20 protein-coding genes are annotated in these 25,264 nt (G+C 62.8%); 2 read left to right on the top strand and 18 right to left on the bottom strand.

Features of this window, described 5'->3' with window-relative positions:
* The 4 genes from OX459_RS05135 to OX459_RS05120 form a co-directional block, all read right to left on the bottom strand.
* The coding region (locus tag OX459_RS05135) for a YDG domain-containing protein (protein WP_289904085.1) at positions 1–4,933 on the bottom strand (4,933 nt) is incomplete at its 3' end.
* Positions 4,934–4,949: 16 nt separating this feature from the next.
* Positions 4,950–6,560 carry a ShlB/FhaC/HecB family hemolysin secretion/activation protein gene (locus OX459_RS05130; RefSeq protein WP_289904084.1) on the bottom strand — a complete coding sequence of 537 codons (1,611 nt, stop codon included), beginning with the start codon at positions 6,558–6,560 and terminating at the stop codon, positions 4,950–4,952.
* 210 nt (positions 6,561–6,770) lie between these two features.
* Entirely contained in the window at positions 6,771–9,026 is a 2,256-nt protein-coding gene (locus OX459_RS05125) for an adenylate/guanylate cyclase domain-containing protein (protein WP_289904083.1), read from the bottom strand.
* Positions 9,023–10,645 carry an HD family phosphohydrolase gene (locus tag OX459_RS05120; protein WP_289904082.1) on the bottom strand — a complete coding sequence of 541 codons (1,623 nt, stop codon included), beginning with the start codon at positions 10,643–10,645 and terminating at the stop codon, positions 9,023–9,025. Before OX459_RS05120 ends, OX459_RS05125 begins: the two co-directional genes overlap by 4 nt.
* Before the next feature lie 198 nt (positions 10,646–10,843).
* On the opposite strand from OX459_RS05120, the gene OX459_RS05115 reads away from it, so the two are divergent.
* On the top strand, positions 10,844–11,740 hold the full coding sequence (locus OX459_RS05115; protein WP_289904081.1) for an MBL fold metallo-hydrolase: 897 nt from the start codon (positions 10,844–10,846) through the stop codon (positions 11,738–11,740).
* 47 nt (positions 11,741–11,787) lie between these two features.
* Here the strand turns inward: OX459_RS05115 and OX459_RS05110 are convergent, their stop codons facing one another.
* The 7 genes from OX459_RS05110 to rpsF form a co-directional block, all read right to left on the bottom strand.
* Positions 11,788–12,798, bottom strand: a complete 1,011-nt coding sequence (locus tag OX459_RS05110; protein WP_034783457.1) for an inorganic phosphate transporter — start codon at positions 12,796–12,798, stop codon at positions 11,788–11,790.
* A 42-nt stretch (positions 12,799–12,840) separates the two neighbouring features.
* On the bottom strand, positions 12,841–13,467 hold the full coding sequence (locus OX459_RS05105) for a DUF47 domain-containing protein (RefSeq protein ID WP_010400015.1): 627 nt from the start codon (positions 13,465–13,467) through the stop codon (positions 12,841–12,843).
* Between the two features lie 94 nt (positions 13,468–13,561).
* Positions 13,562–14,947: a replicative DNA helicase gene (locus tag OX459_RS05100; RefSeq protein WP_034750488.1), complete on the bottom strand. Its 1,386-nt coding sequence runs from the start codon at positions 14,945–14,947 to the stop codon at positions 13,562–13,564.
* Positions 14,948–15,082: 135 nt separating this feature from the next.
* The gene (gene rplI / locus OX459_RS05095; RefSeq protein ID WP_034783456.1) at positions 15,083–15,538 is read right to left on the bottom strand and encodes a 50S ribosomal protein L9; all 456 of its coding nucleotides are present in this window, start codon (positions 15,536–15,538) and stop codon (positions 15,083–15,085) included.
* Positions 15,539–15,565: 27 nt separating this feature from the next.
* Positions 15,566–15,856, bottom strand: a complete 291-nt coding sequence (gene rpsR, locus OX459_RS05090; RefSeq protein ID WP_010400024.1) for a 30S ribosomal protein S18 — start codon at positions 15,854–15,856, stop codon at positions 15,566–15,568.
* Positions 15,857–15,881: 25 nt separating this feature from the next.
* A complete protein-coding gene (gene priB / locus OX459_RS05085) occupies positions 15,882–16,181 on the bottom strand; it encodes a primosomal replication protein N (protein WP_034783455.1) in 300 nt (99 codons plus the stop codon).
* A gap of 20 nt (positions 16,182–16,201) precedes the next feature.
* On the bottom strand, positions 16,202–16,591 hold the full coding sequence (gene rpsF / locus OX459_RS05080; protein WP_034750499.1) for a 30S ribosomal protein S6: 390 nt from the start codon (positions 16,589–16,591) through the stop codon (positions 16,202–16,204).
* A 275-nt stretch (positions 16,592–16,866) separates the two neighbouring features.
* Between rpsF and lexA the strand changes: the two genes are divergently transcribed.
* The gene (gene lexA / locus OX459_RS05075; RefSeq protein ID WP_034783454.1) at positions 16,867–17,502 is read left to right on the top strand and encodes a transcriptional repressor LexA; all 636 of its coding nucleotides are present in this window, start codon (positions 16,867–16,869) and stop codon (positions 17,500–17,502) included.
* Positions 17,503–17,572: 70 nt separating this feature from the next.
* Here lexA and OX459_RS05070 read toward each other — a convergent pair whose 3' ends face one another.
* The 7 genes from OX459_RS05070 to trpA form a co-directional block, all read right to left on the bottom strand.
* Positions 17,573–18,814: a cystathionine gamma-synthase family protein gene (locus OX459_RS05070; RefSeq protein ID WP_289904080.1), complete on the bottom strand. Its 1,242-nt coding sequence runs from the start codon at positions 18,812–18,814 to the stop codon at positions 17,573–17,575.
* A 43-nt stretch (positions 18,815–18,857) separates the two neighbouring features.
* Positions 18,858–20,381 carry an amidophosphoribosyltransferase gene (gene purF, locus OX459_RS05065; protein WP_034783451.1) on the bottom strand — a complete coding sequence of 508 codons (1,524 nt, stop codon included), beginning with the start codon at positions 20,379–20,381 and terminating at the stop codon, positions 18,858–18,860.
* A gap of 38 nt (positions 20,382–20,419) precedes the next feature.
* A complete protein-coding gene (locus OX459_RS05060) occupies positions 20,420–20,908 on the bottom strand; it encodes a CvpA family protein (protein WP_251350435.1) in 489 nt (162 codons plus the stop codon).
* 20 nt (positions 20,909–20,928) lie between these two features.
* The gene (locus tag OX459_RS05055) at positions 20,929–21,909 is read right to left on the bottom strand and encodes an SPOR domain-containing protein (RefSeq protein ID WP_289904078.1); all 981 of its coding nucleotides are present in this window, start codon (positions 21,907–21,909) and stop codon (positions 20,929–20,931) included.
* 24 nt (positions 21,910–21,933) lie between these two features.
* Positions 21,934–23,232, bottom strand: coding sequence for a bifunctional tetrahydrofolate synthase/dihydrofolate synthase (gene folC, locus OX459_RS05050; RefSeq protein ID WP_289904076.1), 1,299 nt, complete (start codon positions 23,230–23,232; stop codon positions 21,934–21,936).
* Positions 23,233–23,333: 101 nt separating this feature from the next.
* Positions 23,334–24,206, bottom strand: coding sequence for an acetyl-CoA carboxylase, carboxyltransferase subunit beta (gene accD / locus OX459_RS05045; RefSeq protein WP_010400390.1), 873 nt, complete (start codon positions 24,204–24,206; stop codon positions 23,334–23,336).
* A 197-nt stretch (positions 24,207–24,403) separates the two neighbouring features.
* Entirely contained in the window at positions 24,404–25,201 is a 798-nt protein-coding gene (gene trpA, locus OX459_RS05040; RefSeq protein WP_251350432.1) for a tryptophan synthase subunit alpha, read from the bottom strand.
* Positions 25,202–25,264 lie beyond the last annotated feature (63 nt).

Genomic DNA, 25,264 nt, shown 5'->3' with positions numbered 1-25,264 from the left:
TTCCCGTGCCCGCGTTCTTGTTGCCAAACGAGCCATTACCGCTTACGCTCAAGGCGTCGCCCTGGACGCGGTCGTCGCCAAAGCCGACCTGTGCTGCCGTCGTGCCGTCATACGTCTTGTTGATGCCGTTAAAGCTCACGTGCAAGGTGCGCGCGCCGATGTCGGCCGTGGTGCTGCCTGCATTCGCGCTCAGCACATAGTTGCCCGCATCCACGCCATCGAGCCCCACATTCGTCACGGCGACGGTTTTTCCTACACCCGCGTTCTTGTTGCCAAATGAGCCATTGCCGCTCACGCTCAAGGCATCGCCCTGAATGCGGTCATCGCCGAAGCCGACTTGCGCGGCCGTCGTGCCGTCATAGGTCTTGTTGACGCCGTTAAAGTTCACGTTCAAGGTGCGCACGCCGATGTCGGCCGTGGTGCTGCCTGCATTCGCGCTCAGCACATAGTTGCCCGCATCCACGCCATCGAGCCCCACATTCGTCACGGTGACGGTTTTTCCCGTGCCCGCGTTCTTGTTGCCAAATGAGCCATTGCCGCTCACGCTCAAGGCGTCGCCCTGGACGCGGTCATCGCCAAAGCCGACTTGCGCGGTCGTCGTGCCGTCATACGTCTTGTTGACGCCGTTAAAGTTCACGTGCAAGGTGCGCGCGCCGATATCGGCCGTGGTGCTGCCTGCATTCGCGCTCAGCACATAGTTGCCCGCATCCACGCCATCGAGCCCCACATTCGTCACGGTGACGGTTTTTCCCGCACCCGCGCTCTTATTGCCAAATGAGCCATTTCCGCTCACGCTCAAGGCGTCGCCCTGGATGCGGTCGTCGCCGAAGCCGACTTGCGCGGTCGTCGTGCCGTCATACGTCTTGTTGATGCCGTTAAAGCTCACGTTCAGGACGCGCGCCGTGATATCGGCCGTCGTGCTGCCCGTGTAATCGTTGAGCACATAGTTGCCCGCATCGGCGCCCGTCAGGCGACCCGTCGCCACCTGGTAGTCGACGCTCTTGCCGCTGCCCACGTTCTTGTCGCGGAAGCTGCCCAGCAAACCGGCCATGCCGACCTGGTCGCCCGCCACCAGGCCTTCAAAATAGCCATTCAGTGCCGCTTGCAACGTGCCGTCGTAGACGCGGCTTTGCGCGCCCGAGACGCCATAATTCAGGATGCGCGCCGTGATGGCCGCCGTGCCGTCCGCCGTCGTCGCGGCCAGGCTGTAGTTGCCCAGCTCATTGCCATCCAGGGTCAGGCCGCTGGCGTGGACGGCCTTGCTGCCGCCCGCGTTCTTGTCGAGGAAGGCGGCGCTGCCGCTGATGCTGATATTGTCGCCCGTTACCACATTGCCCAGCACGAAGGTGGCGCCGTCATAGCCCAGGTTGCCGTCATACACCTTGCCATTGCCGCCGATGCCGACCGTCAGGATGCGCGGCGTGATGGCATAGGTGGTCGTGCCGCCCAGGGTGATGTCGTACTTGGTCGACCACAGCCCCGTCAGGCCGTAGGTGCCCACATTGCGTGCATTGCTCCCATAGCCGAGGCTGCCATTCACGCCTGCGTCGCCGTCGAGCAGTCCCACGTAGCCTATCGTGCCCAGGAAGGCGGCCAGCTGGCCATCGTAGACCTTGCCGCTGGCATTGTCCGTGACATTCACTTGCAGCGGTTTCAGGAGCGCCTTCAGCATCGGCGTCGTATAGCCATCGTAGATGCGCCAGACGCTGCTGAAATTGAAATCGTTGAAGCTGCCCTGCTGCTGCATCTGCGCCGTGGTGCGGCCGCTGGCGCCGCCCTGGTCCATCAGGATGCCGGCCGTCTCATAGTTCCAGAAACCGAACGCGATGCCCGCGCCCACATCGGCGCGGCCCACCAGCCCGCCCACCGTGCCGCCCGCAAAGCCACTGCCGGTTACGGCGCCGCTGCTGTAGACGTGGCTGGCGCTGCTGCCCGCCACGCTCCAGCCGATCAGCCCGCCCAGGTTTGCGCGGGGCACCGCCATGTCACCATCGGCCGACACGCCGACGGCGCCGGTGGCGTAGGCGTCGCTGATGCTGCCGCCATTGCGTCCCGCCAGGCCACCGATATTGGCCGCGCCGCGGGCGGCGCCCGTGGCGTAGGACTGGGAAATGGCGCCGTCATTGTTCCCCACCAGGCCGCCGACCTTGTCGCGCGCTCCCGTCACGTCGCCCGTGGCGTAGGCAGCATCGATACTGGCGCCGGCCAGGTTTGCCCCCACCAGCCCGCCGATGCTGCCGCCATTGGCCGCATTGATGCCCGCGACGCTGCCGCTGGCGCTGGCATTGCGCAGCGTGCCGCCGTTGCTGCCGACCAGGCCGCCGACGGCACTGGCGCCGCTGACCGCGGCGCTGCTGTGCACCGTGTCCAGCGTCCCGCCGATATTCAGGCCGACCAGCGCGCCGACATTGTTCACCCCCGCCACGCTGCCATTTTGCAGGGCGAGGTTGCGTACCGTCCCCCCCTGCACCTTGCCGAACAAGCCCACGCCGGAGCTGACGGTCGGGTTCAGGGCATTGATGTACAGACCGTTGATGACAAAACCGCCGCCGTCGAACATGCCCGCATACCCTGCGCCATCGCCGCCGGCGATGGGCGCAAAACCGGCGCCCTGGTTCCAGCTGGTCGTGCCGCTGGCGTCGATATTGCCCATCAGCCGATAGTTGTTGCCCAGCCCCAGGCTGCCGATGCCTTGCAAGCCGTAGATATCGACGATCTGGTAAGGCGCGACCGTGCTGCCGTCGCCGCCGCTCACGCGCAGGAAGCTGGCGCCCGGCGCGATGGCGAAGCGGCTGGCCGAGAAAGCGGCCAGGCCAGGCGCATTTTGCATCCACGCGCCGCCGTCGAGGGCAAACAGGCCGCCTACCGTGACGGCGCCCGTGGCCGTGATGGGGGAAGCTGAATTGAGGCGCAGGTCGCCCGCCAGATTGATCGCATTCGAGATGCGCATGCCGCCCGTGTTGCTGCCGTCGCCGATGGTCAGCGAGGATGCCGAGATGCCGCCCAGTTCGGCCGCGTCCAGGCCCAGGGCGCCGCCGGACTTGCTGCCTAGGTCGATGAGGCGCGAGCTGCTCAGGGGCTTGATCGCCACGCTGGCGCGCCCGCCGGTGCCGCCGAAATTCAGGGTGCCGCCGAGGCTGATGCTGTCGGCCTGCAAGGTCACCGTCTGGCCGCCGGTGCCGCTGCCCGTCAGCCGCGCGCCGCCGCCCGTCAGGTTGATTTCGCCGCCCGCGAAATTGGCGCGCAGGGACAGGTTGCCGCTGCCGACGCTGACCACGCCACTGCCCGCCACGCTGGCGCCGGACAGCGACACATTGCCGCCGTTCGTCGTGATCGGCGCGTTAAGGTGGATATTCGCGCCGGAACCATACGCGGCGCCGCTGCTGGCGTCGTTGGCCGACAAGATCACATTGCCGCCGTTGGTGCTGATGGCCGCATACACATTGATCGTCTCGCCCGCCGTGGCGCTCAGGCCGATGCCGGGATGGAGCATATTGACGGCGCTGCTGAAATTGATGCGGTGCTGGGCCTGCAAGGTCACGTTGCTGTTGGCGTTGGAAATCACATCGGCGCCGATGCTGGTGCTGCTGGAGGGCGGACCTTCGGCAAACTCGTCCACGTCACCGAGGCTGCCGCCGCCGCCCTGCACCACATCGATATCGTAGGGGTCGAGCAGCCAGCTGCCGCGCTTGCCGCGGCGTGCGCTCGTATCGACACGGATGCCGCCCACGGCCAGGGAATGGCCCGAGGTTTCCACGAAGCCGCCGTCGCCGCCTTGCGCGCCGCCGCGCGCGGAAATGCTGCCGTGCACCTGCGCCGATTCATTGCCCCAGGCGATGACCTTGCCGCCGTTGCCGCTGTCGATGGCATCGGCCTTGACGCTGGCATCCTTGCCGACGAGCACTTGCCGCGCATTCTGCACGGCCGCGTTCTTGCCCTGGTAATCGCCGCCCAGCAAGACCGTGCCGCCGCCCGTGGCGCCGCTGGCGTCGATCGCCGCATTGCCCAGCAAGCCCACCTGCTCGCCCAGCACCTGGATGTCTCCGCCCTTGCCCGACGCGCCCGTGGCGCTGGTCACGCTGTCCCCTTCGAGCAACACCTTACCGCTGGCCTTGAGGACGATCCTGCCATTGTCGCCGACGACGGCGCTGTTCGCGTTGAGCACGCCGCGCTGGCTGACCAGTGCGCCGGCCATGCCGATGCTGCCGCCCTGGGCGATGATCTGGCCCAGGTTCAGCGCCTGGTCGGCGGGCGCCGACACCAGCACGCGCAATTGCGGATTGCCGGGGTCGGCCAGCTGCACGCTGCGCCCGGCCGCCAGGATCACTTCGCCGTTCGGCGCCGTGATGATGCCCGTGTTTTCCACGTTCGGCGCGATCAGCAGCACTTGTCCGCCCTTGCCCGCGTTGATGGTGCCCGCATTGCCGACGGCACCGGCCACGCCGCCCGCCGTGAACTGGCGCTTGCCGGCCAGGAAATCCTCGTTCGTCATGCCCAGGCTGGACGCCACCAGTCCATTCACGTCCACTTTCGCGCCCTGGCCGAAGACGATGCCGTTCGGATTGATCAGGAAGACCTTGCCGTTCGATTCGAGCGCGCCCAGGATCTTGCTGGGGTCTTGTCCCGTGATGCGGTTGAGTACGGCGCTATTGCCGTTTTGCTGGATGAAGCGCGTGATTTCGCCCGCATGGATGGAAAAGCTCTGCCAGTTGATGATGGTGTTGGGCGTGTTCGTGATCGAGAACACATTGCCCTGCTGGTTGAACGTCGCCTGTCCATGGACCACCTGCGGCAAGGCGGGGTTGGCCTGCGCTGCGCCGAAGCAGGCGGCCAGCAGCAGAGCCAGCGCCGTGCGGCGCAGGGGTAGCGCACAAGGCGGAGCAAATGATGGCGTCAGGATGAAAACGGAGGCGTGCTGGGCGTGGTTTTGCATGGTGTTCATCCTGATACTAGTAAGCCAAGGCGAGTCGGAAATGCAGGCGGTTGGCATCGCGCTGTCCCGTGTCGCCGCCATTGACGACATGGGCATAATCGAGTTGCAGATTGGCGTAGCGGCTCAGCAGCAAACGCAGGCCGAGTCCGCCGCTGGCTATGCCTTGCGAAGCGCTTTCGCCGGGCAGCGCATGGTTGCGGCGCAGCCAGGCCGTGTCATAGAAGGCCAGCGCGCGGCATTGGTAACCGAGGGCCTGGCCGCACCAGTTCGGCGTGTACAGCTCCAGGTTCAGGCTGGCGCCCGAGTCATTCGACACCTCGCGCTCGGCAAAGCCGCGCACGGACGCGGCGCCGCCGGCGCCGAACTGCTCGCCCGGCACCAGCGCGTCCGGCGTGACTTGCGCATTGACGAGCGCGCGCCATTGCCAGTCGCCGGCCAGCACGCGTCCCGAGCTGGCGCTCAGGCGCACCGTGTTGTAGGCGGCCTTCGCATGCGCGCGCACGCGGTCGAAATCGGCTTGCGCGCCATGCTTGCCGCCAGGAATGTTATGCGCGAACGTGACGGCCACGCTGGTCTCGCCCGTGGGCAAGGTCCAGTTGCCGATGTAGCTGACGCTGAGCGGGTGCACGGTGACGTCGGCGCCCAGCTCCATGCCGAACAGCTGCACGCTGTTGCGGTAAGCCTTGTAATCGATGCCGTACACGAGCTTGGGTTCGAAATCGCCGCTGCGGGCAAAGTTCTGGTTGTAGCGGATGCCGGCCATGCTGCCCTGGCCGCTGACGGCCAGGTCGAAGATGCCGGCCGAGACGCTGCCCGAATCGACGTTCGAGTAGCTGGCGAAAAAATCCATCGAGTCGCCCAGCGCATACAGCGGCAAGTGGTAGCCGGCGCCATACACGCCCACCTTGTCCGGCTTTTCCAGGCTGCTCGTGTATTGCAGGCTGGCCACATGGTCGCGGCCGAACAGGTTGGCATGCTGCAGCACCACGCCCACGTGCGTCTTGCCCGTTTGCGCATTGCCCGTATTGTCCACGTTGAGCATGGCTTTCCAGGGCTGTTCATCGGCCACCGTGACGATGGCGTCGATGGCGCCCGCCGGCTCGTCGGCCTGCAGGCGCACTTCGATCTTGCGCGCCGGGTTTTCATTGGCCAGCTTCAGGCTTTGCGACAAGGCCGGCAAGTTCGGCGTCTCGCCTTCGCGCAGCGACGGCAAGGCGCGCCGCACGTTGGCTTCGTCGACATGGGTATTGCCGCTGATGGCGAGCTTGCCCAGCGGCGTTTGCAGCACGCTCAGGCGCACCACGCCCCGTTCCAGTTCCTGTTCCGGCAGCTGCACCTGGACGGCGCTGTAACCGCGCTCGCGGTAAGCCGCCTCCAGCGCCTCGACGGCGCGCGCGATGTCGGAAAAATCGCGCTGCACTCCCGTAAAGGGCGCCAGCAAGGCTTGCACCTGCGCCGACGTGAGCAGGGTATTGCCCTGGACGTCGAAGCGGCGGATCTCAAAGCGCGGCACGCCGTCTTCCTGCAGGGCAGGAGCAGCTTCATCCATGGAAACGGCAGCGCCGGCGGCGCCGACGGCGAACAGCAGCGCGGAACCCGCAAGCAGGTGCACCAAACGATATGTCATGTGAAGGATTTCTTGTGTAACCGGACAAGCGCGCGGCCCGCAGGCGCCAGCGTGTCCGGCAATGGATTGAAGACAAATTTTAGACGGCTTTTTGTTTCCAGTCAGAAATTTCTAACATTTCTCCCTGATTTTTATCGCAACGCAACAAACAGTGCGCGCACAGTGATAAAAATGCCGCAATAACGGGCATTTTCCGGCGCGCTGGCAGCCTTATTTACTGTGCAATTCTGTCACGCCATCCCAGTCGGCTGGCGGCGACACGCTGCGATAGCGTTCCAGGCGCGCCGCGTACAACCGGTACAAGCCATCGTCGGGAAAGTCCGCCTGCAAGCGGGCCAGCTGCGCGCCGGCCGCCGCCCAGTCGCGCGCGCGCAACAAGGCCAGCACCGCGTGCCAGCGTTCCAGCTGCGCCAGTTCCGCGGCCGTAGCATCAGCCCGCAGGCCGCGCGGCTCGAAGATGGCCACGGCTTCCTGCTTGCCCTGCACTCTGACCCGATCCAGTTCGCGGTACAGGAATGCGGCGGCGGCCCCGCGCGTGGCCTCGCCCACCACGATGCCCACGCCATACAGCTTGCTGGCGCCTTCCAGGCGCGCGGCCAGGTTGACGCTGTCGCCCATGACGGTATAGGCGCGGCGGATGCGCGAGCCCATGTCGCCCACATGCATGGGTCCCGTATTGAGGCCGATGCCGATGCGCAGCGCCGGCCAGCCGCGCGCGCAAAACTGCTGGTTCAGCCGCGCCGCGCTGCCCTGCATCAGCAGGGCGCTGGCCACGGCCCGGCTGGCGTGATCGGCAAAGGCGACGGGCGCGCCCCAGAACGCCATCACGGCGTCGCCGATGTATTTGTCCAGGGTGCCGCCATGGCTGTCGCGGATATCTTCCGACATGGCCGTCAGGTATTCGTTGATGTATTCGCGCAGGGTGGCCGGCGCCAGCTGCTCGGAAATGGCAGTGAAACCGCGCACGTCGGCAAACAGCACCGTCAGTTCGCGGTTCTCGCCCTCCATGGTGTAGCGCTGCGGATCGTCGGCCATTTCGGCGACCAGTTCGGGCGCCACATATTCGCCGAAACGGGCCACCAGCGCGCGTCCCTTGCGCACCTCGAAAAAATAGCCCCACGCCAGGTTGGCGATGAACAGCGCGACGATCAGCAACAGCAGCACGGCGCCGCCCAGCACCAGGTCGTGCGCAGCATACAGGTACAGATTGATGGCGATGCCGGCCGCCAGCGCGCCCACGGTCGCCAGCATCACGCCGGCCGGCGGCAGCATGGCCAGGGCACCCGCCAGCAGCAGGCCAAACAGCACGATCTGCACCAGTTCGAACGCCAGCGCATAGTCGGGCCGCGCCTTGAAGCGCCCGTCGAGCATGGACTTGATCAGGTTGGCATGCACTTCCACCCCCGGATACTCGGCATTCACGGGCGTGGCGCGGATGTCGTTCAAGCCGGGCGCCGTGGTCCCCACCAGTACGAGGGCGCCCTTGAGCAGCGCGGGCGGCACCGCGCCGGCCAGCACGTCGGACGCCGACACATAGCGGAAGGCGCCGCCATCGGGGCCGCCCGCGCCGCGGTACTGCACCGTGGTGGTCAGGGCTTCGCCCACGGGGATCGCCAGCGCGCCGCGCGGCGTAAACAGCATGATGTGTTCGAGTCCGCCGCTGGCCAGTTCGCGCGTCGACAGGGTATCGGCCGTGCCCGTGAAACGGGGGGCGATGGCGCGCGCCTGCAGGTAGACGGCCACCGTGGCCAGCGACAGCGAAGGATAATAGCCGTCGCCGATGCGCTGCAACAGGGTCGAGGAGCGCACCACGCCGTCGGCATCGGTCAGCGCCGTGAAGATGCCGGCGCCCTGCGCGGCCGCCTGCAGGGGCGCGATATTGGCTTCGTAGCCGCGCGCCACGTAGGCCGTGACGCTGCGCCCGTTCAAATCGGCAACGGTAAAAGCCGGCTTGGGCAGCACGCCCTTTCTTTGCTGCTCCGATACGCTGTAGCCCAGCACCACGGGCTGGCCGCGCATGGCCTCGGCGAACAGGCCATCGTAATCCATCGCCGGGCGCAGTTTTTCCAGCTGCGCCGGCAAGCCGGCCACGCCCGCCAGTTCGCCCCGCGCCAGGCCCTGCAGCACGGCGTAGCCGGAACTGGTGTCCGCTTCGGGAAACGAGATATCGAAGCCCAGCGCGGCCACGCCGTAATGGCCGGTGAGCTGGCGCACCAGGCGCGCCTGGATGTCGCGGCTCCAGGGGAAGCGGCCCACCCGGGCCAGGCTTTGCTCGTCGATGTCGACGATGACGATGCGGCGGTCCAGCTGCGGCGTCTCGGCACGCATGCGCCAGTCGCCCAGCATGGCGTCGAGCCGCGCGACAGTGTCGTTGCCGGCCAGGCACAGGACGGCCGCCGCCAAGGTCAGCAGTATGCCCAGCAGCAACCGCGCCCCATGCTTGCGCAAGGCCAGCGAAAGCTTCAAGGGGTATAGCCCGGAATGGCCGCCTCGTCGACGGCATCGATCTGGCTCGGATGCATGTGCTTTTCAGCGAAGGTCAGATAGACCTTGCTGCGGATGAAAACGTCGAACAGCTCCGGGTCAATATGCCCGTTCAGGCTGAAATTGCCGAGGATGCGCAGGGATTCCGACAGCGGCTTGCCCTTTTTATACGGCCGGTCGCGCGCCGTCAGCGCCTCAAAAATATCGGCAATCGCCATCAGCCGCGCCGGCACCGACATCTGCTCTTTCGTCAGCCCGCGCGGATAGCCCTTGCCATCCATGCGCTCGTGGTGCCCGCCCGCGTATTCCGGCACCTTCTGCAGGTGTTTGGGCCACGGCAGCGCTTCGAGCATGCGGATCGACACGCTGATATGGTTGTTGACGATGGCTCGCTCGGCCGCCGTCAGGGTGCCGGCGCGGATGGTCAGGTTTTCCGTCTCATCGGCGTCGAGGAAATCGCGCAGTTCGCCATCGGCCGCGCGCCAGCGGCGCCTGGCGATCTGCCGCACGCGCTCCTGGTCGGCCTGCGCCATGCTCTCGCCGCCGACATTCACCGTGCGGATGAAGTCGCGCTCTTCGCGCAGCGCCGCCTGCTCCTGCGCCAGCGCGCGGGCGATGGCGTCCTTTTGCTGCGGCTGAGCCGCCTGCTGGCGCAGGGCCGCGATCTCGGCGTCGCGCAGCAGCACTTCGTAGCGCGTGTCGATCAGGGCGATGCGATCAAAAATGGTTTCCAGCTTGGTGGCCTTGTCGACCACGTGCACGGGCGTGGTGATCTTGCCGCAGTCGTGCAGCAAGCCGGCCAGCCACAGCTGCTTGCGCTCGTTGTCGCTGAGCCGGAAATCAGCCAGCGGCCCCGTTTGCGTGGCGTGCGCGGCGTCGGCAAGCAGCATCGTCAGCTCGGGCACGAACTGGCAGTGACGGCCCGTGTATGGCGACTTTTCATCGATGCCGATATTGATCAGCGTAACGAGCGATTCGAGCAGCTCTTCCAGCTGCGAAATGAGCAGCTGATTCGTCAGCGCCACGCCCGCCTGGGCGGCCAGCGCCTCAATGAAGCGCTGGTCGGTGGAGGAAAAGGCGCGCACCTGGCCCGTCTCGCCATCCTTGGCATTGACCAGTTGCAGCACGCCGATCAGGTCGCCCTCGTGGTCGCTCATGGGCACCGTCAGGATCGATTGCGTGTGGTAGCCGTGGTGGCGGTCGAAGTCGCGCATGCCGGAAAAATTGAAGCCCTCGTCGCGGTAGACGTCGGCGATGTTCACGCTGCGGCGCAGGTTCGCCGCATACGCGGCCACCGACGCCAGGTTCGGCTGGCCGACATCGTCAAACAGGGGCACGCCAGGCAAACCCATGTCGGCGCCCTGCGCGATGCCCAGGCTGTCGTTGACGCTGATGTCGAACGCCAGCTGGCGGCCCCCGGCCATGGGCCGGTACAGGGTGGCGCCGTCGGCGCCGCTCATGCTTTTTGCCAGCAGCACGATGCGCTGCAACAGCGCGCCGATATCGTGCCCTTCGCCGCCCAGGCCATGGCCAAGCGCGACACTGAGTTCGGTCAATTGCTCCAGTCTGTGGGCGATTTTCTCAGGGTGCAACTGAGGCATGTTGGTGGCAATCAGGTAATGGGCAAGCAAAAAAGGGGAAGTCGGCAAGCGCCAGTGTAACGGCCACCCTGCGCACTGTACATTACTTAGTTGCAACAAACTGAAATAACTTGCCGTATTGCAACACGCATAAATGTTGCCGCTAATCTCATTAATTAGAATAGAATCAACAATAATTACACCGTAACAAGGTACTGAATGAAATTCACGTTCAGGGGCGTGCGCGGCTCCATCCCCTCTCCCGGCCCGCGCACGGCGCGCTATGGCGGCAACACCACGTGCATCGAAGTACGCACCGACAACGATAGCCTGATCATCCTCGATGCGGGCAGCGGCATCTTCTCGCTGGCGCAGCAACTGCCGCCGGGCGAGCCCGTCGACGCGCACGTCTTCATCACGCACAGCCACTGGGACCACATCCACGGCCTACCCATGTTTTCGCCCCTGTTCGTGGCCGGCAACCGCATGCGCCTGCATGGCGCCTTTGACGCCATCAGCGGACGCGGCATCGAGCACGTGATGGCGGTGCAGCTGCAAGGCAGCTATTTTCCTGTCAGCGAAGCGGCCATGGCGGCCAGCATCGAGTACCGCACCCTGGCGCCCGGCGAAGCCGTCGAGGTCGGTGGCGCGCGCGTGCGCGGCGCGGAAATGAATCACCCTGTCGTCAATCTCGGCTACCGCATCGACTGCGGCGGCACCGCGCTGTTTTTCAGCGGCGACCATGAACCGTTCTACAACCTGCATCCGCCCGGCCATGCCGAGCATGCTGCCTGCGCGGCGCGCAATGCGCAGCGCCAGGCCGGCATCGATGCGCTGGTCGCCGGCGTCGATGCGCTGATCATGGATTGCTCGTACACGCGCGAGGAATACCCGGGCAAGCAGGGCTGGGGCCACGGCACCTTCGACGCCGCCTTCGACCTGGCCCTGCGCTGCGGCGCCCGGCGCCTGTACTGCACCCACCACGAACCGACGCGCAGCGACGAGCAGCTCGAAGCCGTGTTTGCCGACGTGATGGGGCGCTACAGCAGCCGCCTCAATGGCCTGCAAGTGTTCCTCGCCTACGAGGGGCTGACGGTGGAACTGGCCGGCGCATAAAAAAAAGGGAGCCGCAAGGCTCCCTTTTTACTGGCGTTGGCTATCCATTACATGATGTGGTGGCCAATCCACCACGCGACTGCTGCGACGAAGGCCGACGCGGGAATCGTGAAGATCCAGGCCCAGACGATATTGCCCGCCACACCCCAGCGCACGGCCGACATTTTTTGCGACGAGCCGACGCCGACGATGGCGCCCGTGATGGTGTGCGTGGTCGACACGGGAATGCCCAGCGCCGTCGAGACGAACAGGGTGATGGCGCCGCCCGTTTCGGCGCAGAAGCCGCCGACGGGTTTCAACTTGGTGATCTTCTGGCCCATGGTCTTGACGATGCGCCAGCCACCGAACAGGGTGCCGAAGCTGATGGCCGTGTAGCACGAGATGATGACCCACATCGGCGGCATGGCATCGGCCGCGCTCGAGTAGCCGGCGGCGATCAGCAGCATCCAGATGATGCCGATGGTTTTTTGCGCATCGTTGCCGCCGTGGCCCAGGCTGTAGGCGGCTGCCGAGACCAGCTGCAGGCGGCGGAACCACTTGTCGACCTTGCGCGGCGTCGAACGCACGAAGATCCACGACACGAGCAGCATCATGATGGAACCGAATACAAAGCCCAGCACCGGTGCGATCACGATGAAGGCCACCGTTTTCCACAGGCCGGCCGCGACCAGCGCGCCCGTGCCGGACTTGGCGACGGCGGCGCCCACCAGGCCGCCGATCAGCGCATGCGAGGACGACGAAGGAATCCCGTAGTACCAAGTAAACAAGTTCCAGAAGATGGCGCCCATCAGCGCGCCGAAGATCACGTACTGGTCGATCACCGCCGGGTCGATGGTTCCCTTTCCCACCGTGGCGGCCACGGTCAGCTGGTGGAACACGAAGATGGCGACGAAGTTGAACGTGGCGGCCATGGCAACCGCGGTCTGCGGTTTCAATACGCCCGTCGAGACCACCGTGGCGATCGCGTTGGCGGCATCGTGGAAGCCGTTCATGAAGTCAAACAGCAGTGCGAGGACGATCAACAGGCCTAGCACGTAGATGCTGATTTGTATGGTCATTGTAGTTTCTTTTCTGATTCTGGTTCAGGACAGGCCCAACGCTTACGCGTTTTCGACGATGATGCCTTCGATAATATTGGACACATCTTCGCAACGGTCGGTCACGGTTTCCAGAATTTCGTAGATCGCTTTCAGCTTGATCAGGTTGCGCACGTCCGGCTCGTCGCGGAACAGCTTGGACATGGCGGCGCGCATCACGTGGTCGGCGTCCGATTCCAGGCGGTCGATCTCTTCGCAGATGGCGACGATCTTGCGCGAGTTATCCATGTTGTGCAGCATGGCGACGGCGTCGCGCACTTTTTCGGTACAGGCCAGCACCAGTTCGGCCAAGCGCTTGGCTTCCGGCGTGACGGCCTTCAGGTCGTACAGCGAGACGGTTTGCGCCGCATCTTCCAGCAGGTCGAGGATGTCGTCCTGGCGCGTGATCAGCTGATGGATGTCATCGCGGTCGATCGGCGTGATGAAGGTCTTGTGCAGCATTTCCACGGTGGCGTAGGTGACTTTGTCCGCCTGTTTCTCGATGCTTTCGATCGCATGCACGCGGTTTTCCAGGTCATCGAAATTGGTCATCAGGCCGAGCATCTCTTTGGCGCCCTTGACGCACAATTCCGCGTGCTGGTTAAACAATTCAAAAAACTTGCCCTCAGTGGGCATCAAGCGTCCAAACATGTCATTCTCCGTTAAGCATTGAGTCGTGTTATTTACTACAGAAAGCCGCCCCTTTTGATGAAGGGGCGGCCAATGGAATATCAGTGCTGCTGTGTTAGTCGCCTTGGTAAAGCGCCAGGCCACCACTGTAATTGCCAAATTTGGTGTACTGCCCCATGAAGGTGAGGCGGATGCTGCCGATTGGACCGTTACGTTGTTTACCGATGATGATTTCGGCCGTTCCCTTGTCCGGCGAGTCGGGGTTATACACCTCGTCGCGGTAAATGAACAGGATCACGTCGGCATCCTGCTCAATAGCGCCCGATTCGCGCAAGTCGGACATGACAGGACGTTTGTTCGGGCGTTGCTCCAGCGAGCGGTTCAGCTGGGACAGCGCAATCACGGGGCAACCGAGTTCTTTCGCCAGGCCTTTCAAGCCCCGTGAAATCTCGGAAATTTCCGTGGCGCGGTTGTCGCCCGGCGTATTGGCCGACATCAGCTGCAAGTAATCGACGATGATCAGGCCCAGCTTGCCGCATTGACGCGACAAACGGCGCGAGCGGGCGCGCAACTCGATGGAATTCAAGGCCGGCGTTTCATCGATGTACAACTGCGCGTCGTTCATCTTCTGGATCGCATTCGTCAGGCGCGGCCAGTCTTCGTCATTCAGGCGGCCCGTGCGCAGGCGATGCTGGTCGAGCTGTCCGACGGAGCCCAGCATACGCATGGCCAGCTGGGCGCCGCCCATCTCCATCGAGAACACGGCCACGGGCAAGCCGCTGTCGATGGCCACGTTTTCGCCGATGTTGACGGAAAACGCCGTCTTGCCCATCGATGGACGTCCCGCCACGATCACCAGGTCGCCCGGCTGCAGACCCGAGGTCATGCGGTCGAGGTCGATGAAACCGGTGGGCACGCCCGTGATTTCACTCTGGTTGTCGCGGCTGTACAGTTCGTCGATGCGCTCGACTACTTGCGTCAGCAGGGGCTGGATGGCGGTCCAGCCCTGGGCGCCGCGCGCGCCCTCTTCGGCGATGGCGAAAATCTTCGATTCGGCCTCGTCAAGCATCTGCTTGACTTCCTTGCCCTGCGGGCTGAAGGCCGTGCCGGAGATATCGTCGGCGACGGTAATGAGTTTACGCAGCACGCCGCGGTCGCGCACGATCTCGGCGTAGCGCCGGATGTTCGCGGCCGATGGCGTGTTTTGCGCCATGGCGTTCAGGTAAGCGAGTCCGCCCACATCATCGGCCTTGCCGAGCTGGGTCAGGGTTTCAAAAACAGTAATGACATCGGCTGGCTTGGAAGCGTTAACCATCTTGACGATTTGCTCGAAGATGATGCGATGGTCATAGCGATAGAAATCCTCCGCATGCATGAAGTCGGCGATGCGGTCATATGCGGCATTGTCGCGCAGCAGACCACCGATAACGGATTGTTCTGCTTCGATCGAATGCGGCGGAATACGGAGGGAATCCAGTTGCGGATCAGAGGGGGCGTTCATGGCGCGAATTATACCCGCTTCGGCGTGCTGGCAAAAATAAAGGGCTGAAATTGAGCGAAAAAAAGGCCACAAAAAAGCCGGGCGAACCCGGCTTTTCATAGTGCGGCAACGCTTGCGGGCCAGGCCCGCAGACGATTACGCGTTCGCGTCTGGAACGACAGCGATAACAACTTCCACAACCACGTCGGTATGCAGAGCAACCGAAACGTTGTGCTCGCCAACGATCTTCAGCGGGCCGGTAGGCATGCGGATTTGTGCTTTTTCAACAGCAAAACCTTGCTTGGTCAGCGCTTCAGCGATGTCGAAGTTGGTGACGGAACCGAACAGGCGGCCATCAACACCAGCTTTTTGAGCAACTTGAACGGTCAGGCCGCTCAGTTTTTCGCCCTGGGCTTGCGATGCGGCCAGTTTAGCGGCAGCAGCTTTTTCCAGTTCGGCGCGCTTGACTTCGAATTCAGCCACAGCGGTTGCCGTAGCACGACGTGCCAGGCGTTGCGGGATCAGGAAGTTACGTGCGTAACCGTCTTTGACTTTGACGACTTCGCCGAGGTTACCGACGTTAACAACTTTTTCTAACAGAATGATTTGCATAGTTCTTCTCCAGGAATATCTGACCGATTAAGCGTGGTGCAGATCGGTGTATGGCAGCAGCGCGAGGAAGCGAGCGCGCTTGATTGCGGTGTCAACTTGGCGCTGGTAGTGCGCTTTGGTACCGGTCAGGCGTGCTGGCATGATCTTGCCGTTTTCTTGGACGAAGTCTTTCAGCGTGTCGACGTCTTTGTAGTCGACTTGCTCAACGTGAGCTGCGGTGAAGCGGCAGAACTTCTTGCGTTTGAACAACGGGTTTTGCTGTTTGCGTTTTTCTTTAAGCTTGAGCTTATTTTTGTCGAACTTTTTACCGAATGCCATGTCAGGCTCCTGTATCTAAAATGCGCTAGTCAGAATTGACTGCACTAAAATCAATGATGTGAAACACCAAACTCTTGCTGTTGCGGCTCTTCCTGGCCAGGAAACCCGTGAACTGATACACCCCGCCCAAGCTTGCCTGACTGAACCGGCCTGAGATTTCGCCAGCGGCTAGCGCGGCAACATCAAACTCGGTCAAACGGGCAATCCCGGCTTCCATCTGCTGCGAACTGTGTTGCAATACTGCATTCACAATCGGCAGCCCTGCCGGGGTATAGCGCAATATTTCGCGCTCGGCAATGATGGCGGTTACTTGTAGCTGGTTCAGCGCACGATCCTGGTCAAGAATTAAGCTGCTGCTGCGGCTGGAGCGGCTGCTGGTGCTTCGGTGCGGTGGCTTTTGGCCGCGTCTTCGCGTTGTACCGATTTCATCATCGGCGAAGGAGCTGTTTCAGCTTTCTTCATTTTAACGGTCAGGTGACGCAACACGGCATCATTGAATTTGAATGCTGTTTCCAACTCGACCAGGGTCTCGTTGTCGCATTCGATGTTCAGGCAGATGTAGTGTGCTTTAGGCAGCTTTTGGATCGAGTAAGCCATTTGACGGCGGCCCCAATCTTCCACGCGGTGAACCGAACCGCCGCGGGTGGTTACGCTGGCTTTGTAGCGTTCGATCATCGCGGGCACTTGCTCGCTTTGGTCCGGATGGACGATAAAGACTATTTCATAATGACGCATGCAAACTCCTTCAGGTCGGATTGATAATCGCCCACCCCGGCGTCAAGACGGGTGTGGGAAGGTCAGCCGAAGATTATAACCGCCTTTTGCAAACGTTTCAATCATTCCTTCCACATGGGCCCGAAAAGCCCGCGCGCCGCCGTGCTTTCCGCCCGTGGACAAGTATTTCTTGCGAAATTCGCCTAAAACACGGAAATCCCCTTGCATAGTGGGCGATACTGTACAAAAATACAGACTGTTCATATAGACAGCATTTTAGTATGCACCCACCGCTCATGATCAAGCTGACAGCACGACAAGAACAAATCCTGAACCTGATCAAGGACGCGATTGAAAACACGGGCTTTCCTCCCACCCGTGCCGAAATCGCCAATGAACTGGGTTTTAAATCGGCCAATGCGGCCGAAGAGCATTTACAGGCCCTAGCTCGCAAGGGCGCGATCGAGATTTCGCCCGGCACCTCGCGCGGCATCCGCCTGATCGGCGCCGCCGCCGAAGCGCTGCCGTCGAAGGTGCCGGCAGCGCTGCTGATGTCGCTGCCCCTGATCGGCCGGGTAGCGGCCGGTTCGCCCATCCTGGCGCAGGAAAACCTGGAAGCGAGCTACAACGTGGACCCGGCCCTGTTTTCGGCCAAGCCCGACTTCCTGCTGAAGGTGCGCGGCTGGTCCATGCGCGACGCCGGCATCATGGATGGCGATTTGCTGGCCGTCAAGAAAGTCGACAGCGCCAAGAACGGCCAGATCGTCGTGGCCCGCATCGGCGACGAAGTCACAGTCAAGCGCTACAAGAAGACGGGTTCCGTCATCGAATTGCTGCCGGAAAACCCGGACTTCAAGGTGATTACCGTGTCGCCGGAAGATGAGTTTGCCCTGGAAGGGCTGGCTGTCGGCCTGATGCGCAGCTGGCATTAAATCGCTGCAGCTAAAGAAAGGGCCGCAACAGCATGGCTGTTGCGGCCCTTTTTACATGCTGCGCGGCTGTTTAGGCGTCCAGCGCATTTTTGAAGTCGTCCAGCAAATCGGCCTCATCCTCGATGCCGACGGAGACGCGGATCAGCGACTCGGCGATGCCCATGCTGGCGCGACGCTCGGCGCCCATCTCATAGAAAATCGTGTGGGCGACGGGAATGACGAGGGTGCGCGTGTCGCCGAGATTGCTCGCTGGAATGGCAAGATTGAGACGGTTGAGGAAATCGAAGCAGTCGATGCCGTCCTTTAATTCAAAGCTGAACAGCGAGCCATAGCTGCGGAACAAGTCCGTCGCCAGCGCGTGCTGCGGGTGCGACGCCAGGCCCGGGTAATGCACGGCCGCCACTCTCGGGTCGGCGGCCAGCATGGTGGCCAGCGCCAGGGCGTTCGAACAGGTGCGGTCCATGCGCAAGGCCATGGTTTCCGCGCCGACGGCGATATGGTGCGCCGCTTCCGGCCCCAGGGAGGCGCCAAAGTCGCGCAAGGCCTTGGCGCGGATTTGCGCGATGCCCCACTGCGCGGGCGCCGCCTTCCTGTAATTCTCGAAGATGTTCGGATACTGCGTCCAGTCGAACACGCCCGTATCCGTCAAGCTGCCGCCCAGCGCATTGCCGTGGCCGCCGATAGATTTCGTCAAGGCATTGACCACCAGGCCCGCACCCACGGCTTTCGGGCGGAACAGATATGGCGTCGTCATGGTGTTGTCGACGATGTACAGGATGCCCTTCTCGCGGCACAAGTCGCCGATTTTCTTCAGGTCGGCGATCTGCGTGCGCGGATTGGCAATAGTTTCCACGAAAACAATCCGCGTGGCCGGCGTGATGGCGGCAGCCACATTGGCCACGTCGGTGGCGTCGACGAACGACACGGCGATGCCCTGCCCCGTCACCGTTTGCCACAGGCTGTTGGTGTTGCCAAACAAAAAGGCCGACGACACGACATGGTCGCCCGCGCGCAGCAAGGATTGCACCACGGCACCGATGGCGCCCATGCCGGTGGCGAAGCACAGGGTCGCCACGCCGTCTTCCATCTTGTTGACCTTGTCTTCCAGCGCGGAAACGGTCGGATTGCCCTGACGGCCATAGCGGAAACCCGGTTCCTTGCCCTGGAACACGGAAGCGAGCTGGCGCGCATCGGTGTAACCAAAGGCAACGGAAGTGTGCACGGGCTTGTGCAGGGAGCCATGTTCGATGCCCTTGCGGCGGTCGTTATGCAGGATGGTGGTGGTAAAGCCGTAGTTTTTTTTATCGTTCATGATCGCGGAGAAAAAAATGCCCGGCATCGGCCGGGCAGCTTACTTATGCTTCTGTTGTCGCCAGGTTCAGGTTCAGCTGGGAACGCGGCGTATCTTCGGGCGCTGCCGCCTTCGGATGGTGACGCGCATATTCCAGGCGGTCCAGGTATTCCTGCGACACGTCGCCCGTCACGTACACGCCATCGAAGCACGAAGCCTCGAAGTTGGTCAGGGCCGGGTTGACGTCGGCGATAGCCTGTTTCAGCGCGCCGATATCCTGGTACACGAGGTAGTCGGCCGTGATTTCACGGCACACTTCTTCCGTCGTGCGGCCGTAGGCGATCAGTTCGTCGCGCGTCGGCATGTCGATGCCGTACACGTTCGGGTAAATCACCGGTGGCGCGGCCGAAGCGAAGATGACCTTCGTCGCGCCCGCTTCGCGCGCCATCTGCACGATTTCACGGCTGGTTGTGCCGCGCACGATGGAATCGTCGACCAGCAGCACCACTTTATCCTTGAATTCGGACGGAATCGCGTTGAGCTTCTGGCGCACGGACTTCTTGCGCGCCGCCTGGCCCGGCATGATGAAGGTGCGGCCGATGTAGCGGTTCTTGATGAAGCCTTCGCGGTACTCGATGTTCAGCGCCATGGCCAGCTGGATGGCGGCCGGACGCGAGGAATCGGGAATCGGCATGACCACGTCGATATGCACGCCAGGCAATTCGGCGCGGATCTTTTCGGCCAGGTACTCGCCCATTTTCAGGCGTGTGGCGTACACGGAGGCGCCGTCGATGACGGAATCGGGGCGGGCCAGGTAGACGAACTCGAATACGCACGGGTTCAGGCTGGCATTGTCGGCGCATTGGGCGCTGTGCAATTGCTTGTCAGCATCGATGAAGACGGCTTCGCCGGGACCGATATCGCGCACGAAACGGAAGCCCATGCCTTCCAGGGCGACGGATTCGGAAGCGATCAGGTATTCGGGACCCTGTTCCGTTTCATTGATGCCCAGGCACAGCGGACGGATGCCATGCGGGTCGCGGAAGGCCAGCAAGCCCACGCCGGCGATTTGCGCCACGGCAGCGTAGCCGCCCTTGACGCGGCGGTTCAGCACGGTGACAGCCTTGAAGATGGCTTCCGGGTCCAGGTTCAGGCCCGTCGTCGCTTCCTGGATTTCATGCGCCAGCACGTTGAGCAGCACTTCCGAATCGGAATCGGTATTGATGTGGCGGCGGTCGTTCTTGAACATTTCCAGCTTCAACTGTTCCCAGTTGGTCAGGTTGCCATTGTGCGCCAGGGTGATGCCGAACGGCGCATTCACATAAAACGGCTGTGCTTCCTCTTCGCTCGACGAACCGGCCGTCGGGTAGCGGCAATGGCCGATGCCCGTCGTGCCTTGCAGCGAACGCATGTTGCGAGTACGGAAGACGTCACGCACGAGGCCATTGGCCTTGTGCATGGAAAACATACTGCTGTGATTGGTCGCAATCCCTGCCGCGTCCTGACCGCGATGTTGCAAGAGCAACAATGCATCATAGAGCAATTGATTGACAGGTTGATGGGAAACGACGCCGACGATGCCACACATGGTGTGCTCCTAAACTGTGCTACTGATTTTAAAAAAATTCAAAATTTCACATGCTGCGCGTAAGCGGCAGGCAGATAAGGCTTGATGGCGCGCGCGCCCTGCTCCGCGAGCGGGCTGAGCTGCGCGTTTTTCCAGAATGGCTGCTGCGGTATGGACGTCATGCCGCACAAGATGACGGCGGTCAGCACGATCACAAGGCCCCGCGCCACGCCGAACAGGCTGCCCAGGGTGCGGTCGGCCAGGCTCAGGCCCGTCACCTTGACCAGCGCGTCGACCGTCATGGACAGCAATCCCATCAAAATGCGCACACCGATGAACAGCACCACGAAAGCCAGCAACAGGCGGATGGCTTCGCCCGGCACGGCTTCCGGCAGGAATTTCGCCAGGGTGGCGCCATAGGCATTGGCAATGACGAAAGCCACGACCCAGCTGACCAATGACAGTATTTCCTTGACCAGGCCGCGCATCATGCTGATCAGCACGGACGTCACCAGCACGAACAGCACCAGGTAATCGAAGATCGTCACGCCCGTTCAGCCTTGCAACATCACGCCGGTACCAGGCTGCCGCCCAGGCCCAGCTTTTGCAGCTTGGCGCGGGTCTTTTCGGCGTCTTCGCGGCTGCCGAACGGTCCCACGCGCACGCGGATGCGTTCGCCCGCCGGGCTCGAGACTTTCTGCGTGTACGACTTGATGCCCGCTTCGCGCAGCTTGTCCTGCAGTTCGTCGACCTTGTCCTGCGTCGCCAGCGCCGCCACCTGCACCACGAACTTGCCGCTGGCGTCGTGCGCCTTGTCCTGCACCTTCTCTTGCGGCTTGTCCTGCGGCTTGCCTTCCAGGATGGCCAGCGCGCGCGCGGCATCGTCGGCCGATTGCGCCGGCTTGGCAGGTTTCGGCTCGGGCTTGGCTTCCGGTTTTACTTCATGCTTGGGTTCAGGCTTGGACTCGTGTTTCGGCTCGGCCTTGGGTTCCGGCTTGGTTTCGTGCTTCGGTTCCGGTTTTGGCTCCACCTTGACCGGCTTGGGCTCAGGTTTCGGTTCCACGTAGGCTGGCTTGACCGGCGCAGGCTGGACGGCGGCCAGCACGGGTGCCGGTGCCTGCGTCGGCTTGGCCGCAGGCGGCAGCGGCGCGTCGACGATTTCCTCGGACTGGTCCAGGCCATTCGATGCGGCCCGGGCCGGAATGGCCGGCACGGGTGCCGGTGCAGGCGCTACGGCCTTTTCCTTCGAAGGAATATCGATGGCGATATCGTTGAACGGCGCCTTCGGCTCGGAATCGAGCAGCATCGGCAAGCCGACAGCCACGCCCAGGGCCAGGGCGATGGCCCCGACCAGGCGGCGGCGTGCGCGCTTTTTTTCAGGCAAGACCGGATCCGGCGCTTCCTTGCCGCCACGGCGCGATCCGCCGCCACCGGAGGTGTTGGCGGCGCGTTTGCGGGTCGGCGACTGTGCTTCGCCAGGGACATAAAAGCCGCTGTCTTCGCCAGAGGATTCTTGCTTGTTTTTAAACAGTTTCGAGAACAAGCCCATGCGTGATTTTCAGTCGAGTGCGTTTCAGTGAAGTGAGGATTTTCGGGCCTTCATCACGCCGGCAACGGTGAGGAAAGAACCAAAGACCACAATTCTATCATTCTCACCGGCCCGGCTCATTGCATTTGCAAAAGCTTGTGCCGGATCATCGAAAATAGATACAGTATGCTCGCTGCTGTCGGGCTTATCTTCCAGCATGATCTGCACCTTGGCGGCCAGCTCGGACGCCGTGGCCGCGCGTGGCGAAGGCAAGCCCGTCAGGCACCAATGGTCGACGTGTTCGCTCATCGCGGCCAATACGCCATCGATATCCTTGTCCAGCATGGAGCCGAACACGGCATAGGTGTACGGGTGGAAACCCATATTGCCCAGGTTCTGGTTCAGCGCCGACGCCGCGTGGGGGTTATGCGCTACATCAAGGATTACGCTGGGGCGGCCAGGCAAGACCTGGAAGCGGCCCGGCAGCTCCACCGTCACGAGGCCCGTGCGCACTTCCTGCGCGCCCACGGGCAGTTTCAGCTTCAGCACTTCCAGCGCGGCCAGCACGGCCGTCGCGTTGAGGATCTGGTTGGCGCCGCGCAAGCTTGGATACGCGAGCGAATTGCGGCGCTGCTCGCGTCCGCCGTAGTTCCACTGCTGCTTGTCGCCCGAATAATTGAAATCGCGGCCCATCAGCCACAGGTCGGCGCCGATGGCCTCGGCATGGTCGATCAAGGATTGCGGCGGCACGGGATCGCTGCAGATGGCCGCCTTGCCCGGGCGGAAGATGCCCGCCTTTTCAAAGCCGATCGCTTCGCGCGTGTCGCCCAGGTAATCCGTGTGGTCGATATCGACGCTGGTGACGATGGCCACGTCCGCGTCGATCACGTTGACGGCGTCGAGGCGCCCGCCCAGGCCCACTTCCAGGATGGCCACGTCCAGCTTGGCCTGCGACAGCAGGTGCAGGATGGCCAGCGTGGTGAATTCGAAATACGTCAGCGGCGTGTCGCCCCGCACGGCTTCGACGGCATTGAAGCTGGCGACGATCTGTTCGTCGCTGGCCATCTCGCCCAGCACGCGGGCGCGTTCGTTAAAATCGAGAAAGTGCGGCTTGATGTACAGCCCCACTTTGTAGCCGGCACGCAACAGCACGGATTCCAGCATGGCGCAGGTGGAACCCTTGCCATTCGTGCCCGCCACCATGATCACGGGGCAAGTAAACGCCAGCTGCATGCGCGCCTTGACGGCTTGCACGCGGTCCAGGCCCATGTTGATCTGGGTTTCCGAATGGCGGGTTTCCAGCATGGCGAGCCAGTCCGGCAAGGTGGTGGGGAGCTTGAGCATGGGAGACTTCTTGATGAGGAGACAGTGCGCGAGGCGCGGAGATGGTGTGGCGTGGCAACCGGGCGTGTCCTGCGGACGCCGCCCGGCCTGTTACGTTGGCGTTACGCCAAGACTTCGACGGCCTGGTTTTGCAACAAGGCCAGCAGACGGGCGATTTCTTCGCGCATCTTGCGGCGGTCGACGATCATGTCGACGGCGCCCTTGGTGACGAGGAACTCGGCGCGCTGGAAGCCTTCCGGCAGTTTTTCGCGCACGGTGTTTTCAATCACGCGGGGGCCGGCAAAGCCGATCAGCGCTTTCGGTTCGGCAATGACCACGTCGCCCATGAAGGCGAACGAGGCGGACACGCCGCCCATGGTCGGGTCGGTCAGCACGCTGATGAATGGCAATTTCTTTTCCGACAGCTTGGTCAGCATGGCCGTGGTTTTCGCCATCTGCATCAGGGACAGCAAGCCTTCCTGCATGCGCGCGCCACCGGTGGCGGTGATGCAAATGAACGGCACCTTCTGTTCCAGCGCGATTTGCGCGCCGCGCACGAAGCGCTCGCCCACGACGGAACCCATGGAGCCGCCCATGAATTCGAACTCGAAGCACGCCACGACAACCGGCAGGCTCATGATGGCGCCGCCCATGACGACCATCGCATCCGTCTCGCCCGTCGCTTCCATGGCGGATTTCAGGCGGTCCGGATATTTCTTGCTGTCCTTGAACTTCAGGGTATCGACAGGCAGGATTTCCTGGCCGATTTCATAGCGGCCGCCCGCGTCGAGCAGGCTGTCGAGGCGTTCACGCGCGCGGATGCGCATGTGGTGATCGCATTTCGGGCACACGTGCAAATTCGATTCCAGGTCCGTACGGTACAGCACGGCTTCGCACGACGGGCATTTGACCCACAGGCCTTCCGGCATGGTCTTGCGCGCGGCAGCATCAGAACGCTGTATGCGCGGTGGCAGCAGTTTTTCCAACCAACTCATATTTTCTCCTTGGGCCCTTGTAGGGGTAGCGTCGGTGGACGCCCCCGGCAGACGGTAAACGGCGACGCCCCGCAGGGCGCCACCAAAAATTTTATCTATTGCACAATAACAGGCAAATCAGTGGCCGAAGTGTAGCCGTTTATCGCCGGGCTGTCGAACTTTGCCGCCACCCGAGCTTGCGTAAACAACAAGCTTGCTCAGGCGTCCAGTGCGGCGCGGATGCCTGCCGTAAAGCTGCGCACGGCGTCGACGGCGCCGCCTTCCGGGGCATTTTCAATCTCCTGGATGATGCGGCTGCCGATCACGACGGCATCGGCCACCTTGGCAACGGCCTTGGCCGTGGCCCCATCGCGGATGCCGAAGCCCACGCCGATAGGCAATTTTACATGCTGGCGGATGGCCGCGAGGCGCTCTGCCACTTGTTCCGTATCAATGTTGCCGGCACCCGTGACGCCTTTCAGCGACACATAATAGCTGAAGCCGCCGCCAACCTTGGCCACTTGCGCGATGCGCTCTTCGGTCGAGGTGGGCGCCAGGAGAAAAATCAGGTCGAGGCCCGCTGCGCGCATGGCGGCCGCGAATTCCTCGCACTCTTCCGGCGGATAGTCGACGACGATGGCGCCATCGGCGCCGGCCGCTTGCGCTGCATCAATAAATGCGGCGCTGCCGATGCGTTCGATGGGATTCGCATAGCCCATCAGCACCACGGGCGTCGTCTGATTCGTTTCGCGGAATTGGCGCACATAGCCGAACACGTCGTGGATGCCGACGTTGAATTTCAAGGCCCGCTCGCAGGCGCGCTGGATGACGGGGCCTTCGGCCATGGGGTCGGAAAACGGCACGCCCAGTTCCAGCACGTCGGCGCCGCCCTCGACGAGCGCGTGCATCAGGGGCACGGTGGCGTCGGGGCCGGGGTCGCCAGCGGTAATGAAAGTGACCAGGGCGGTCTTGTTGTTGGATTTTAAGTTGGCAAAGGTGGCGGAGATACGGGACATGGCGAGCTTTCGTGTTATCGGTGAGAGATGTCGGATGGCGCGCTATGCGCTCATCCGACCTGC

The organism is Janthinobacterium sp. SUN026, assembly GCF_030397625.1.
Taxonomy (GTDB): domain Bacteria; phylum Pseudomonadota; class Gammaproteobacteria; order Burkholderiales; family Burkholderiaceae_D; genus Janthinobacterium; species Janthinobacterium kumbetense.
The sequence above is the reverse complement of the archived record's forward strand: the minus strand, read 5'-3'. Positions and strand labels throughout refer to the sequence as shown.

What these genes read in the sequence shown, in the direction of transcription:
- trpA (WP_251350432.1), bottom strand. Translation starts at nt 25,201, where the DNA reads ATGTCCCGTATCTCCGCCACCTTTGCCAACTTAAAATCCAACAACAAG.
- OX459_RS05110 (WP_034783457.1), bottom strand. Translation starts at nt 12,798, where the DNA reads ATGACCATACAAATCAGCATCTACGTGCTAGGCCTGTTGATCGTCCTC.
- rpsF (WP_034750499.1), bottom strand. Translation starts at nt 16,591, where the DNA reads ATGCGTCATTATGAAATAGTCTTTATCGTCCATCCGGACCAAAGCGAG.
- folC (WP_289904076.1), bottom strand. Translation starts at nt 23,232, where the DNA reads ATGCTCAAGCTCCCCACCACCTTGCCGGACTGGCTCGCCATGCTGGAA.
- rplI (WP_034783456.1), bottom strand. Translation starts at nt 15,538, where the DNA reads ATGCAAATCATTCTGTTAGAAAAAGTTGTTAACGTCGGTAACCTCGGC.
- rpsR (WP_010400024.1), bottom strand. Translation starts at nt 15,856, where the DNA reads ATGGCATTCGGTAAAAAGTTCGACAAAAATAAGCTCAAGCTTAAAGAA.
- lexA (WP_034783454.1), top strand. Translation starts at nt 16,867, where the DNA reads ATGATCAAGCTGACAGCACGACAAGAACAAATCCTGAACCTGATCAAG.
- OX459_RS05100 (WP_034750488.1), bottom strand. Translation starts at nt 14,947, where the DNA reads ATGAACGCCCCCTCTGATCCGCAACTGGATTCCCTCCGTATTCCGCCG.
- OX459_RS05105 (WP_010400015.1), bottom strand. Translation starts at nt 13,467, where the DNA reads ATGTTTGGACGCTTGATGCCCACTGAGGGCAAGTTTTTTGAATTGTTT.
- accD (WP_010400390.1), bottom strand. Translation starts at nt 24,206, where the DNA reads ATGAGTTGGTTGGAAAAACTGCTGCCACCGCGCATACAGCGTTCTGAT.
- OX459_RS05120 (WP_289904082.1), bottom strand. Translation starts at nt 10,645, where the DNA reads ATGCCTCAGTTGCACCCTGAGAAAATCGCCCACAGACTGGAGCAATTG.
- OX459_RS05115 (WP_289904081.1), top strand. Translation starts at nt 10,844, where the DNA reads ATGAAATTCACGTTCAGGGGCGTGCGCGGCTCCATCCCCTCTCCCGGC.
- OX459_RS05055 (WP_289904078.1), bottom strand. Translation starts at nt 21,909, where the DNA reads ATGGGCTTGTTCTCGAAACTGTTTAAAAACAAGCAAGAATCCTCTGGC.
- OX459_RS05130 (WP_289904084.1), bottom strand. Translation starts at nt 6,560, where the DNA reads ATGACATATCGTTTGGTGCACCTGCTTGCGGGTTCCGCGCTGCTGTTC.
- OX459_RS05070 (WP_289904080.1), bottom strand. Translation starts at nt 18,814, where the DNA reads ATGAACGATAAAAAAAACTACGGCTTTACCACCACCATCCTGCATAAC.
- purF (WP_034783451.1), bottom strand. Translation starts at nt 20,381, where the DNA reads ATGTGTGGCATCGTCGGCGTCGTTTCCCATCAACCTGTCAATCAATTG.